Origin of the sequence: Mesorhizobium loti, from assembly GCF_013170705.1 — a bacterium.
In the GTDB taxonomy this organism is placed as follows: Bacteria; Pseudomonadota; Alphaproteobacteria; order Rhizobiales; family Rhizobiaceae; genus Mesorhizobium; species Mesorhizobium loti_D.
In genome coordinates this window covers 5703730-5716328 of sequence record NZ_CP033334.1, presented here as the reverse complement: position 1 = coordinate 5716328, position 12599 = coordinate 5703730, and the positions used below count along the sequence as shown (strand labels likewise).

The 12599-nt window shown below is 62.4% G+C and carries 13 protein-coding genes; 9 read left to right on the top strand and 4 right to left on the bottom strand.

All coding sequences use genetic code 11. The annotated features are described in order from the left end of the window. Positions 1-51: 51 nt before the first annotated feature. Positions 52-1491, bottom strand: coding sequence for a caspase family protein (locus tag EB815_RS28135; protein ID WP_056564045.1), 1440 nt, complete (start codon positions 1489-1491; stop codon positions 52-54). Between the two features lie 429 nt (positions 1492-1920). Here EB815_RS28135 and EB815_RS28130 point away from each other — a divergent pair, with 429 nt between their 5' ends. After that, the gene (locus EB815_RS28130) at positions 1921-3021 is read left to right on the top strand and encodes an autotransporter domain-containing protein (RefSeq protein ID WP_056564044.1); all 1101 of its coding nucleotides are present in this window, start codon (positions 1921-1923) and stop codon (positions 3019-3021) included. Between the two features lie 66 nt (positions 3022-3087). Here the strand turns inward: EB815_RS28130 and EB815_RS28125 are convergent, their stop codons facing one another. After that, a complete protein-coding gene (locus tag EB815_RS28125) occupies positions 3088-3324 on the bottom strand; it encodes a hypothetical protein (RefSeq protein WP_056564040.1) in 237 nt (78 codons plus the stop codon). A 213-nt stretch (positions 3325-3537) separates the two neighbouring features. Here EB815_RS28125 and EB815_RS28120 point away from each other — a divergent pair, with 213 nt between their 5' ends. Both EB815_RS28120 and EB815_RS28115 read left to right on the top strand, forming a co-directional pair. Then, positions 3538-5307 (top strand): acyl-CoA dehydrogenase, encoded by a 1770-nt coding sequence (locus EB815_RS28120; protein WP_056564032.1) that lies wholly within the window; start codon positions 3538-3540, stop codon positions 5305-5307. Between the two features lie 19 nt (positions 5308-5326). Continuing rightward, complete coding sequence (locus tag EB815_RS28115) at positions 5327-6076, top strand: crotonase/enoyl-CoA hydratase family protein (protein ID WP_056564031.1); 750 nt, start codon at positions 5327-5329, stop codon at positions 6074-6076. Positions 6077-6083: 7 nt separating this feature from the next. Here the strand turns inward: EB815_RS28115 and pdxH are convergent, their stop codons facing one another. After that, the gene (gene pdxH / locus EB815_RS28110; protein WP_056564028.1) at positions 6084-6701 is read right to left on the bottom strand and encodes a pyridoxamine 5'-phosphate oxidase; all 618 of its coding nucleotides are present in this window, start codon (positions 6699-6701) and stop codon (positions 6084-6086) included. A 40-nt stretch (positions 6702-6741) separates the two neighbouring features. Here pdxH and EB815_RS28105 point away from each other — a divergent pair, with 40 nt between their 5' ends. The 4 genes from EB815_RS28105 (at position 6742) to EB815_RS28090 (ending at position 9796) form a co-directional block, all read left to right on the top strand. Next, positions 6742-7203 carry an RT0821/Lpp0805 family surface protein gene (locus EB815_RS28105; protein WP_081294678.1) on the top strand — a complete coding sequence of 154 codons (462 nt, stop codon included), beginning with the start codon at positions 6742-6744 and terminating at the stop codon, positions 7201-7203. A 100-nt stretch (positions 7204-7303) separates the two neighbouring features. Next, positions 7304-8233, top strand: coding sequence for a DnaJ C-terminal domain-containing protein (locus EB815_RS28100; RefSeq protein WP_056564023.1), 930 nt, complete (start codon positions 7304-7306; stop codon positions 8231-8233). Between the two features lie 105 nt (positions 8234-8338). Then, a complete protein-coding gene (gene fabI / locus EB815_RS28095; RefSeq protein WP_056564020.1) occupies positions 8339-9157 on the top strand; it encodes an enoyl-ACP reductase FabI in 819 nt (272 codons plus the stop codon). Between the two features lie 51 nt (positions 9158-9208). Then, positions 9209-9796, top strand: coding sequence for a histidine phosphatase family protein (locus EB815_RS28090; protein ID WP_056564018.1), 588 nt, complete (start codon positions 9209-9211; stop codon positions 9794-9796). Between the two features lie 10 nt (positions 9797-9806). Here EB815_RS28090 and EB815_RS28085 read toward each other — a convergent pair whose 3' ends face one another. Beyond that, complete coding sequence (locus tag EB815_RS28085) at positions 9807-10067, bottom strand: DUF1344 domain-containing protein (protein WP_056564015.1); 261 nt, start codon at positions 10065-10067, stop codon at positions 9807-9809. A 184-nt stretch (positions 10068-10251) separates the two neighbouring features. Between EB815_RS28085 and aroC the strand changes: the two genes are divergently transcribed. Both aroC and ribB read left to right on the top strand, forming a co-directional pair. Continuing rightward, positions 10252-11358: a chorismate synthase gene (gene aroC / locus EB815_RS28080; RefSeq protein WP_056564013.1), complete on the top strand. Its 1107-nt coding sequence runs from the start codon at positions 10252-10254 to the stop codon at positions 11356-11358. Positions 11359-11458: 100 nt separating this feature from the next. Beyond that, positions 11459-12559: a 3,4-dihydroxy-2-butanone-4-phosphate synthase gene (ribB, locus tag EB815_RS28075; RefSeq protein ID WP_056564010.1), complete on the top strand. Its 1101-nt coding sequence runs from the start codon at positions 11459-11461 to the stop codon at positions 12557-12559. Positions 12560-12599 lie beyond the last annotated feature (40 nt).

Sequence of the window (12599 nt, the reverse complement as noted above, 5' to 3'; positions counted from 1 at the left end):
AACCGTCATGGTTAAGGAATGCTTCTCGATGCTGGGGCAGCCCGTGCCAGATTAGAACACACCGCCAATCCCAATACCGCCACTGATGTCGGGAGGGGGCGCGGCGGGACGCGACGATGGCGATCGTGAGGGCGTGGAGGCCTTTCTGCTCGGCGCTCCCTTTTTGCGCAGAGCGGTGTCCGAGGCGACCTTCGCCGGTTTGACTTTCACGATGACCGGATCCTTGCAGACGCGGCCGGAGTGCAGGAAGAGATCGCCCAGAAGTTCAACCGTTGGCTCGGTCGCCGACGCGGCCCGCTTGGTGTTCTTGTAGTAGGTGTTGAGAGCCTGGACCGAGTGCTTGCCCCAATCTCCATCGACCGTCATGCGATAGCAGCCCAAGCGGCGCAATTCCGTCTGGATGTTGCGTGCGAGGTCGGTCGCTTTCGCAGGGTCCGGCTCGCCTGCCGACGTGCCGACGATCAATGTTTCAAGACCGGAAACCACGCTTTGCCGGGCTCCTTCAAGGCTGGCAAGCTGCGTACCTGCCGGTTCCGGTGAAGCGCCGGGCGGGACTGAAATCTCGGCCGATCGCAATGTCTGTCCCACGATAAGCACGGCGGTCTGCAGGTCGTTGGAAGCAAGCTCGAGCTGCAGTTTTTTCTTGGCGGCCGGGTCCGACAGAATGCGAGACAGGCTAGCGCTCAACTGAGCCGGGTCGAGCTCTTGTTGCTCGGTGAAATAGAACTGCTCGCGAAGGTTCGACTGGTCCCACGGAACCTGACGACCTGCGGTGAGTGCCTCTGTCTCGTTGCGAACGCGGATCATCATATCCGAGATGCTGAGCCCGGGAATCTCAACATTCCTCAACAGGGCCGTGGTAAAGGGGCTGTTGTCTCCCGAGCCATCGGCCGTGATGTTGCCTGGCTGGGTCGCGAAGGCGACAAACGTGTTTTCGCCCACTTCGACCTGGGCAAGGCCATCCATGACGCTGGCGCCCTTGCCGACCGGGTTGTTGCGGCAAGCGTCGAGAAAAATAAACGTCTGCCTCTCCCGGTTGGAAAACTTTGCGATCACGTCGTTTAGCCTGATCGCGCCCGCGGTCAGTTTTTCCAGGGTTTCAGGATCGGGTGTATCGACGGGCAGGAGATAGTTCTCTCCCTGCAACTGAACGCCGTGACCGGCGTAGAAGATCACCACGGCGCTGGCGGTTGCGAGTTTGCTGTCGGCGCTGTCGAAGAGCTTGGCAAACCCGTCCGACGAAAGGTCGAGCCCCGTCAGCACGTCGAAATTCAGCCTCTTCAGACTCTCGGAGAGTTGTGTGGCGTCGTTTACCGCATTGGTCAGATGTTGAAGGCGGGCGCTTTGGTAATGCGAATTGCCAATGATGATGGCAAGCCGCTTGCTTGGCTTTGATGCAAGCACTTCCTCGACCGCGGCTTGGGCGGCCATCGAACCGAAAAACACGACCAGCAGAACTGCAGCGAAGTGCCGGAAGAAACTGTGGGTCATGTCACGGGCTCGTTTCAGCTGCGACAACGTTCGCGCCGTCGAAGTGTCCGTCCGGCTGATGCGCCGCCCCCTTGGGCGCCGGAAACCCGTATCTCCGAAGACCGCTGAATTTTACACCACAAACCGCCTCAAAGAAAGGGCGAGGGTCTCGCGACCCGCGTTTGATCGGCCAAGCGGGACGGCGCTAACCATCGTCTTATAAGCGCTTCAAAAGACTCGTTTGGCAAGGACCGCGGCCGCGCCGGCATGCGCAAGCCGATTCGACGCTCGAAGCCATATCTTCCCAGGGCATAGCCTGTTATAATCACCATAGTGCAGTCGCAGTATGTTGAGCGCGCACGCTGAGGCTGGATGGATATTTTGAATATCGTCGGCGAATTGCATCCCTGATTATTATTGTCTTACTTGTAATAAAGAGGGGAAATGACAATGACAGCAAAGAAATGGTATCTTGACCCCGTCAACGCGATTGCGCTCTCGATCGGTGCCCTGGTCGTCCTCCTGCCTTCCAAGGCCGCCGCCTGCATCTTCGTTGGCGAGGGAACTGTTCTGTCAGGGCAGTGCTATCTCAACGGCATAGCCAATGGCGCGGTTGTCGACACGTCCCTGGATGCGCTTCTGAGTGTTGTCGATAACGCGATCGAGTCGGATGTCGGCTCTGCGAGCGGCCCCGCGCAAGCTCTGTCGGCGCCGTTCGGCGTCTTCGCTTCGGGCCAGTTGGCGCACACGAAGCACGACGGCTTCACGATTTCACAGGGGCCGACCGTGATCACCGGACCGGACTTCGACGTTGACGAATTTTCCGCCGCGGTCAGCGTGGACTTCAATGCTGCAAAGCACTTCGGTTTCGACAATGAGCACGGACTGAACCTGGGGCTGTTTGGCGGTTATGCATCGGCCAGCGTAGACGCCAATGCGTTCGGTTTCTTTCCTCCCAACGGCGAAGCCACCAACAGAAGCGGTATGTTCGGCGGTTATGGGCTCTATCGTCGCGGCACCAGCTATATGCTCGTGGCGGCATCGGCGTTCCTCGGCAACACCGATGTCGAAAGCACAGGCCTTGGCTCCGGCACGTATGACACACAAGGCTACGCCGTGACGGGATCGGTCGGCCACATCTTCAACTTGACCGATCGGGTGCGCTTCGATCTGCGTGGTGGATTGCTTGGTGTTAGTTTCACCGGCGACGAGTACACGGACAGCTCTGGCGTTTCGTACGGAAAAAGCCGCCTGTCATTTGGCGCAATCAAGTTCGAACCTGGAGTTTATGCAGATTATCAACTCGGAAACGGTATGGTGATCAGCCCTTACGCGCGAGCCGATCTGCAGCAGCGCTTCGGCTATTCAAACACCGCGAGCGTATCCGGTATCGAGAGTGACTTCGAAGATGCGGACTTCTCGGCGGCGGTGTCGGCAGGCTTCAATCTGAAAATGTCCCAATCGACCACCCTCAGCAGCGAGATTCGGGGCAAGTGGTCCCAAGACAGTTCAACCGTCAGCGGCAAGCTGGGTGTAAAGATCGCCTTCTGAACATGGACGACCAGATGATCGTTTCGGTCGCCGGCAACGCAAGATGCTCGGCGGGCGGTTATGCGGCTAGCGCCGGATGCCGGGCGGAAATTCAAACGGGTCGGGCGCGGGCTCCTGCTGCAGCGTGCCTTCGGCGGCGCGCTTGCGGTGGTGGGCCAGCGAGCATTGCGGCGAGCACAATATGCCGCGATCCGACCAGTAGGCCGCACCATGTTCCAGCCTGCCCTCATGATACCAGAACCCGGGTGCGCGATAAGGCAGGCCGCATTCGATGCAGCGGTAGGCGTCGGGTCTGGCGAGCATGGGATGTTCCGGTCGGCTGATTCTGGTGTATCGCCGGTCGATTTGATCCGGCTTCGACGGAATTTAATACAGGCCGGCGCGATTGCAAAATCCGCGTGACAAAGTTTGACGTTTACGTAAAAAGACGATGGGAGACCGCCCAAAGGCGGATGGTTTTGTGGCGGCACTGGCTCTAGGGTCGGCGAGGCCGATGCATCAGGAGGATCGAACGGCATGTATCGGGCACCGGTCGAGGATATCGCCTTTACGCTGAAGCACGTGGCTGGGCTCAAGCAGGGGCTCGATGCCGGCGCATTTGGCGATCTCAGCGAGGATCTGGTCGATGCCGTTCTTGGCGAAGCTGGCCGTTTCGCCACCGAGGAAGTGGCTCCCCTCTACAAGATCGGCGACGAACACGGTGCGGTGCTGAAGGACGCTGCCGTCACCACGCCGCCCGGCTGGAAGGAGCTCTATCGCCGCTGGATCGATGGCGGCTGGAACGCGCTGTCCGGGCCCGAGGAATATGGCGGCCAGGCGCTGCCGACCCTGCTGGGCGTCGCCGCGCTAGAAATGTGGAATTCGGCCGCCATGGCCTTCGGCATCGGCCCGACGCTGACCATGGGCGCGGTCGAAGCGCTGGACAAGCATGCTTCGGAAGAGCTCAAGGCAAAATATCTCGAAAAGCTCGTCTCCGGCGAATGGATGGGCACCATGAACCTGACCGAGCCGCAGGCGGGCTCGGACCTCGCTGCCTTGCGCGCCCGCGCCGAGCCTGCCGGCGACGGCACCTACCGCATCTTCGGCCAGAAGATCTTCATCACCTATGGCGAGCACGATTTCACCGACAACATCATCCATCTGGTGCTGGCGCGGCTTCCCGATGCGCCTGCCGGGACGCGCGGCATCTCGTTGTTCCTGGTGCCGAAATTCCTGGTCGGCGACGACGGCTCGCTCGGCGCCCGCAACGATGTCTTCTGTTCCGGCCTCGAGCACAAGCTCGGCATCCATGCCTCGCCGACCTGCACCATGATCTATGGCGATGGGTTCCAGGGCGCCAAGCCCGGCGCCATTGGCTGGCTGATCGGCGAGGAGAACAAGGGCCTCGCCTGCATGTTCACCATGATGAACAATGCCCGCCTGGCCGTCGGCATGCAGGGGGTCGCCGTCGCGGAAGCCGCCACCCAGAAGGCGGTCGCCTATGCCAATGAGCGCCGCCAGGGCAAGGCAGCGGATTACGCCGGCGCTGGCATGGCGCCGATCGTTCACCACCCCGACGTGCAGCGCAATCTCTTGACCATGAAGGCGCTGACGCAGACGGCGCGGGCGATCAGCTATTCCTGTGCCCATGCGATCGACATGGCGCGGGTCTCGGACGGTGACCAGGCCGGGCATTGGCGTGATCGTGCCAATCTTCTGACACCGCTGGCCAAGGCATTTTCGACCGATGTCGGCGTCGAAGTGGCCTCGCTCGGCCTCCAGGTGCATGGCGGCATGGGCTTCATCGAGGAGACGGGCGCGGCAGCTTTCTACCGCGACGCGCGCATCGCGCCGATCTACGAGGGCACCAACGGCATCCAGGCGATCGACTTGGTCACCCGCAAGCTGCCGCTCGGCGGCGGGGGGCATGTGCATGGCTTCATTGGCGAACTGGCTGTGGCCGCCAACGCCGTGCGCACCTCGAACCTGCAGGGTTTCGGTCGCACCGCGGATGCGCTCGACGCAGCACTCGGCGATCTGACGCAGGCGACGCGTTTCCTGCAAAAACTGTCGGCGGACGGTCGGGCGGAGGAGGCGCTGGCGGGTGCGACGCCTTATCTCAGACTGATCTCGCTTGCCGCCGGCGGCGCCTATCTGGCGCGCGGCGCTCTTGCCGATCAGGGCCGCATCGGCCTTTGCCGCTTCTTTGCCGAAAACCTGCTCGGCGAGACGGGTGCCCTGAAAGGGCGTGTTGTCGATGGCGCGGAAAGCCTCGTGGCTGCCGGCAAGACGCTGATTTCAGCCTGACGTTCACAAGGAAAACACTGTGACAGACCATATCCTCGTCGAGCGCCAGGGCGCCATCCAGATCATACGCATGAACCGCCCGGACAAGAAGAACGCACTGACGCGCGCCATGTACGCCAAGATGTCGCAAACCTTGGCCTCGGGTGACGCCGATCCGGCGATCCGCGTCCATGTGTTCCTCGGCGTGCCTGGCGCGTTCTCCTCGGGTAACGACCTTGCCGATTTCATGGTCGTGGCCACGGGTGGCGATGGCGGCACGGAAGTCTGGGATTTCCTGATGGCGCTGGCCAGGGTCGAAAAACCCATCGTCTCCGGCGTCGACGGCATCGCGGTCGGCATCGGCACCACGATCAACCTGCATTGCGACCTGACCTTTGCCACGCCGCGCACTGTGTTCAGGACGCCTTTTGTCGATCTTGGCCTGGTGCCCGAGGCGGGATCTAGCCTTTTGGCGCCGCGGGTCCTGGGGCAGCAAGGCGCGTTCGCGCTGCTTGGCCTTGGCGAGGGCTTTTCCGCCGAGCGTGCGAAGGCCGCCGGCCTGATCTACGACGTGGTCGAGGAGGCTGCGCTGGAGGCGTCGGTGCTGGCGGCTGCCGGCCAGATCGCGGCCAAGCCGCCGCAGGCGCTGAAGATCGCGCGCGATCTCATGCGCGGCTCGCGCGACGACCTCGTCGCGCGCATCGGCGAGGAAAGCGAGCATTTCCGCGAGCGGTTGAAGTCGGACGAGGCGCGCGCGGCGCTCACGGCGTTCATGACAAGGAAGAAGTAGCAATTCCTCAGGGATAGAGCCGCGTCTTGTCCCAGCCGCCCTTGGCGTTGCGTGAAAAGACCACCCGGTCATGCAATCGGAAGGGTCGGTCGTGCCAGAACTCGATCGTCTTCGGCACGATGCGGAAACCCGACCAGTGTCTTGGCCGCGGAATCTCGCCGATGGCATAACGCGCCGTGTATTCGGCGACCGCCTTCTCCAGCGCGAAGCGGCTTTCGAGCGGCCGTGACTGTTTCGATGCCCAGGCACCGATGCGGCTGCCGCGCGGCCGCGTCGCATAATAGGCATCGGCCTCGGCGTCGCTGACGATCTCCACCGGGCCGCGAATGCGTACCTGGCGGCGCAGCGATTTCCAGTGGAAACACATCGCCGCCTTCATGCTGCCAAGAATCTCCTGGCCCTTCGCGCTCTCGAAATTCGTGTAGAAAACAAAGCCGCCTTCATCGAACCCCTTGAGCAGCACCATCCGCACATCCGGCATGCCCTCGGCATCGACGGTAGCCAGCGCCACGCCATTGGCGTCATTGATCTCGCTCTTGGTGGCGTCGTCCAGCCATGCGGCAAAGAGGCGAAACGGCTCGGCCGCCTCGGTAAAGTCACTGCTTGTTAACTCTGTGTCACTCATAGTTTTTCTCAAATTGTCACGAACCGGGGGAGGTTGCCGATTGTCGCGTATCGCGCAAGCTTTTGACAGCAGGCAATGGAGCGTTATCGCTTCGGCCAGCGCGAAAGCGGCGATCGTGGCAATCGCCCTGCCACTTGTTGGCTGTGGCGCAGGTGGATTCAGCCTGGAAAAAGCCGAAGTCGACCGCTCGATCCTGACCAGCAGCACCTCGGCTTCATCCGCCCCCGCCGATTCGGATCGCGACTCCGATCAGACGACGATCGGTAATGCGGTGTCCTCCGCCGATATCGAGCAACTCGGCGGCCAGGCCGTGCCGTGGGCGAATGCCGGCACCGGGTCGCGTGGCTCCATCACCGAGCTGGCGGAGTTGAAGGACAGGGGGCAGACGTGCCGCCGCTTCAAGGCCTCACGCGAAAGCTTTGACGGCGTTGCCATGTTCGAGGGTGAACTGTGCCTCGCCGGCGCCGGCGGATGGCGCATGCAGGGCTTCAAGGCGCTCTGACTTTCCGCTTTTGATATGACGGTCCGCCACTGGAATTTCTTCCTATGCGAGCGCATATAGGAGGCAAGTATGGACTCAACTCTTCTCCAGGGCAGAACGCATGCGCGACCCGTATGAGGTGCTGGGCGTTGCAAAGAACGCATCGGCCAAGGACATAAAATCGGCGTACCGGAAACTCGCCAAGAAACATCATCCGGACCAGAATCCGAATGATCCCAAGGCGAAGGACCGTTTTGCCGCGGCCAATCAGGCCTATGAGATCGTCGGCGACGAGAAGAATCGTGCCGCTTTCGATCGCGGCGAGATCGATGCCGACGGCAAGCCGCGCTTCCAGGGGTTTGAGGGCGCCGCCGGTGGTGGCGACCCCTTTGCAGGGTTTCGCCGCCAGCAAGGGGCCGGTGGTTCGCGATTCGAATTCCGGTCAGGGCGCCCGGGCGGCGATCCTTTCGACGGCAACAGCGATATTTTCAGCCAGATTTTCGGCGACGCCTTTTCCGGTGCGCGCGGCGCGGGCGCAGGCGACCGTCGCCAGCCGGCGACGGCGGCCGATCTGAACGTCACGCTCGACATCACCATCGAGGAAGCGGCAAACGCCGAAAAGGTGACGGCGATGTTTCCCGATGGCCGCAAGGTGGCTGTCAAGCTGCCGACCTTTGTCGAGGATGGTCAGACCATCCGGTTGAAGGGGCAGGGCGAGCAGGGGCCGGGCCAGCCTGGCGACGCGCTGGTCAAGATCCATATCCGCCGTCACCCGCGCTACCGCATCGAAGGCCGCGACCTGCATGCCGATCTGCCGGTGCCGCTGGCGGATGCGGTGCTGGGCGCCAAGGTACCGGTCGAGACGCCGACCGGCCGGCTCGCGGTCAACGTTCCCGCCTGGTCGAGTTCGGACAAGGTGCTGCGCCTGAAGGGGCGGGGTCTCCCGGAAAAAGCCGGCGGCCATGGCGACCTCTACGCCCATGTGCGCATCATGCTGCCGGAAGGCGGCGACAGCGCGCTGGAAACGCTGTTGCGCGGCCAAAAAGGCTGATCCGGCGCTTTTGTCCCCTGAACTGTCCGGTTTGAGCGCTTGAAGGGGCAGTGTGCCTGTGCGATAGGCACTCCACAAAGCACAAACCTTGCGGAGAGCGCTCACATGGCGGGTGGACAGGGCCTGATGGCCGGCAAGCGCGGCCTCATTCTTGGCGTCGCGAACAACAGGTCGATTGCCTATGGCATCGCCAAGGCCTGCGTTGATCATGGTGCCGAAATCGCGCTGACCTATCAGGGCGAGGCGTTCAAGAAGCGTGTCGAGCCGCTGGCGGCGGAACTCGGCGCCTTTGTCGCCGGCCATTGCGACGTCACCGACCCGGCGAGCCTCGACGAGGTTTTCGCCAATGTCGCCAAGCATTGGGGCAAGCTCGACTTCCTCGTCCACGCGATCGCTTTTTCCGACAAGGACGAGCTGACCGGCCGCTATGTCGAGACGACGCGCGACAATTTCCTGCGCACCATGGACATTTCGGTCTATTCCTTCACCACCATCGCCAAGCGCGCCGAAGCGCTGATGACCGATGGCGGCTCGCTGCTGACCCTGACCTACTATGGCGCCGAGAAGGTGATGCCGCACTACAACGTCATGGGCGTCGCCAAGGCCGCGCTCGAGGCTAGCGTGCGTTACCTCGCCGTCGATCTTGGCGCCAAGAAAATCCGCGTCAATGCCATCTCCGCCGGGCCGATCAAGACGCTGGCCGCCTCCGGCATCGGCGACTTCCGTTACATCCTGAAGTGGAACGAATACAATTCGCCGCTGAAGCAGACGGTCACGCAGGAAGAGGTCGGCGATTCCGGCGTCTATTTCCTGTCCGACCTGTCGCGTGGCGTCACCGGTGAAGTGCATCATGTCGATTCCGGCTATCACGTGGTCGGCATGAAGGCGGTCGACGCGCCCGATATTTCGACGGTCAAGGATTAATCCCTCCGCTCCTCCTCCGCCCAGGCCCTGGCCCGACCTCCGGAAGACCTGATGTACCCGCTGGTTTATATCGTGCGCCACGGCCAGACTGCGTGGAACGCCGAGTTCCGGCTTCAGGGCCAGGCCGACACCGACCTCAATGCCCTTGGCCGCGAACAGGCAACCGGAAACGGGCATCGGCTGGCCCAACTTGTCGGCGATGTCAGGGATTTCGATTTCGTCGCCAGCCCGATGCGGCGGACGCGCGAAACGATGGAGCGCATCCGCGCCGCGATGAAGCTCGATCCGCTCGCCTATCGAACCGATGTCAGGCTGGTTGAGGTCAATTTCGGCGATTGGCAGAGCTTTACCTTTGCCGAGCTCGAGACGCAGTCTCCCGGAGCAAGCCGGTCACGTGCCCTGGACAAATGGAATTTTCAGCCACCCGGCGAGGGGGCGGAAAGCTACCAGATGCTGCTCGAACGGGTGAAGCCTTGCTTCGACGAACTCGATCGCAGGACGATCTGCGTGACGCATGGCGGCGTCATGCGCACCCTGTTCCGCTTCGTGCTTGACATGGCCGAGGACGAGGCCGCGAACCTGGAGATACCGCAGGATCGCGTGCTCAAGCTCGAAGGGCATAGTCTGGAGTGGCTTTAAGCCGCCTGAGCTAGTTCGTGTCGCTGTCCGGCAACTGCATATCGGTCACGACATTCTCGCCATTGGTCACATCGTAAGCGATTACGATGTCCATGCCCGGCTTCAGGGAGTCGAGATCGGTTTCGGCGTTCAGCTTGTAGGATTTGCCGTCGTCCAGCGTCAGCGTCAGCGCATCCTTGTCGATCTTCTTGATCAGGCCCTCGGTCTGTCCGGCGAAGGCGGCGGTGGAACAAAGCAGCATGGCGGCAACAGCGCCAATCAGGGTACGCATGATTGTCCTCTTTGGTCATTGCGCCGGCACTGTGGCGGCGGATCCTCAACGGCGGATGGAAGAAAGCAGAAACCAGCCGAATGTGTCAAAACTTAAACGGCGGGGATGACAGTTTGACCACCGCAAAAAACGCCAATAGAACGCAGGCTTCAACCGGCTCGGCTGCCGGGCAGGGCAGTTTTCCATGTCTCACAACACGTTCGGCCACCTTTTCCGCGTCACCACCTGGGGCGAAAGCCATGGGGCAGCGCTCGGCTGCGTGGTCGACGGCTGCCCGCCGGGCATCCGCTTCACGCGGGATGAAATCCAGGCCGAACTCGACAAGCGCCGGCCGGGCCAGTCGCGCTTCGTCACCCAGCGCCGCGAGCCAGACGAGGTGAAGGTGCTGTCCGGCTTCGTCCTCGACGGGGACGGCCAGACGATGATCACCACAGGCACGCCGGTCTCGATGCTGATCGAGAATGTCGACCAGCGTTCGAAGGACTATGGCGAGATCGCACGCCAATACCGGCCAGGCCATGCCGACTACACCTATGACGTCAAATACGGCATACGCGACTATCGCGGCGGCGGCCGCTCCTCGGCCCGCGAGACGGCCGCGCGCGTTGCCGCCGGAGCGCTTGCCCGCAAGGTCGTGCCGGGCATGGTGGTGCGCGGCGCTTTGGTGTCGATGGGCGAGAAGTCGATCGATCGCGCCAACTGGAACTGGAATTTCATCGGTGATGCCGAGAACCCGTTCTTCACCCCCGATCCCGCTTCTGTTCCCGTCTTCACGCAGTATCTCGACGGCATCCGCAAGGCCGGTTCGTCAGTCGGTGCTGTGATCGAAATCGTCGCCGACGGCGTTCCGCCAGGTCTCGGCGCCCCGATCTACGCCAAGCTCGACCAGGACATCGCCTCCGGGCTGATGTCGATCAATGCCGTCAAGGGCGTCGAGATCGGCAACGGCTTCGAGGCCGCCCGTATCACCGGCGAACAGAATGCCGACGAGATGCGCATGGGCAATGACGGCAAGCCGGTGTTCCTGTCCAACAACGCCGGCGGCATCCTCGGCGGCATCTCGACCGGACAGGCGATCATTGCGCGCTTCGCAGTCAAGCCGACTTCATCGATCCTGACGCCGCGAAAGTCGATCGACAAGGACGGCAACGACGTCGAGGTAATGACCAAGGGCCGCCACGACCCTTGCGTCGGCATCCGCGCCGTGCCGATCGGCGAGGCGATGGTTGCCTGCGCGATCGCTGATCATTATCTGCGGCATCGAGGACAGACGGGGAAGGGAGGGGGATGAGGCGGTAGGGCAGTATGTTACGCTGCCTGCCGAAACAGCCAAAACCCTCCCTTTCCCAACTGCCCTATTCCCTACTGCCCTGCGAGCCAAGCGAGCGCCCATGCCTTACGATCAAAAGAAGATTGTCGAAGCCATCCGAGCCTTCGAACGTGGCGAGATCGTCGTCGTCATGGATGATGACGGGCGCGAGAACGAGGGCGACCTGATCGTCGCCGCCGTCCATTGTACGCCCGAGAAGATGGCCTTCATCGTGCGCAACACCTCCGGCATCGTCTGCACGCCGATGCCGCGCGAGGAGGCCAAGCGGCTCAACCTGCAGCCGATGGTCGCCGACAATGATTCCGCCCACACCACGGCCTTCACCGTCAGCGTCGATTTCAAGCATGGCACGACGACAGGCATTTCGGCCGACGACCGCACGCTCACCGTGCGCAACCTCGCCAACGGCAATGTCGGCGCCTCCGATTTCGTCCGCCCCGGCCACATCTTCCCCCTGATCGCGCGCGAAGGCGGGGTGCTGATGCGTTCGGGCCATACCGAAGCAGCCGTTGATCTCTGCAAGCTCGCCGGCCTGCCGCCGATCGGCGTCATTTCCGAACTGGTCAATGACGACGGCACCGTCAAGCGCGGCCCGCAGGTGCAGGCTTTTGCCGAGGAGCATGGCCTCAAGCAGGTGTCGGTCGCCGACCTCATCGCCTATCGTCAGCGCAAGGAAACGCTGGTCGAGCGCGTCGCCTGCTCCGATATCGACACGCTCGGCGGCAAGGCACAGGTCTTCACCTACACGCTGCCGTGGGACACGATGCATCACGTCGCTGTCGTTTTCGGCGACATCCGCGACGGCGAGGACGTGCCGGTGCGGCTGCATTCCGAGGATGTGGTGACCGACGTCTTCGGCCCTAGCCATCGGTTGGACGGCATCATGAAGGCGATGGGCGAGCGCAAGCGAGGCGTCATCGTCTATTTGCGCGAGGGTTCCGTCGGCGTCGCGCATCAGGAACGCAAACGGCCTGCAAGCGGCGACCGCGAGGATCATGAAGAGGCCCGCCGGCGCGAGAACGAATGGCGGGAGATCGGCCTCGGCGCGCAAATCCTGAAGGACCTCGGCATTTCCTCGATCAACCTGATCGCCTCGCGCGAGCGCCACTATGTCGGCCTCGAAGGCTTTGGCATCCACATCGCGAAGACCGAGATTCTCTAGGCCATGTTGATATTCAGGAGGTCGGCCTGACGTGAATCTC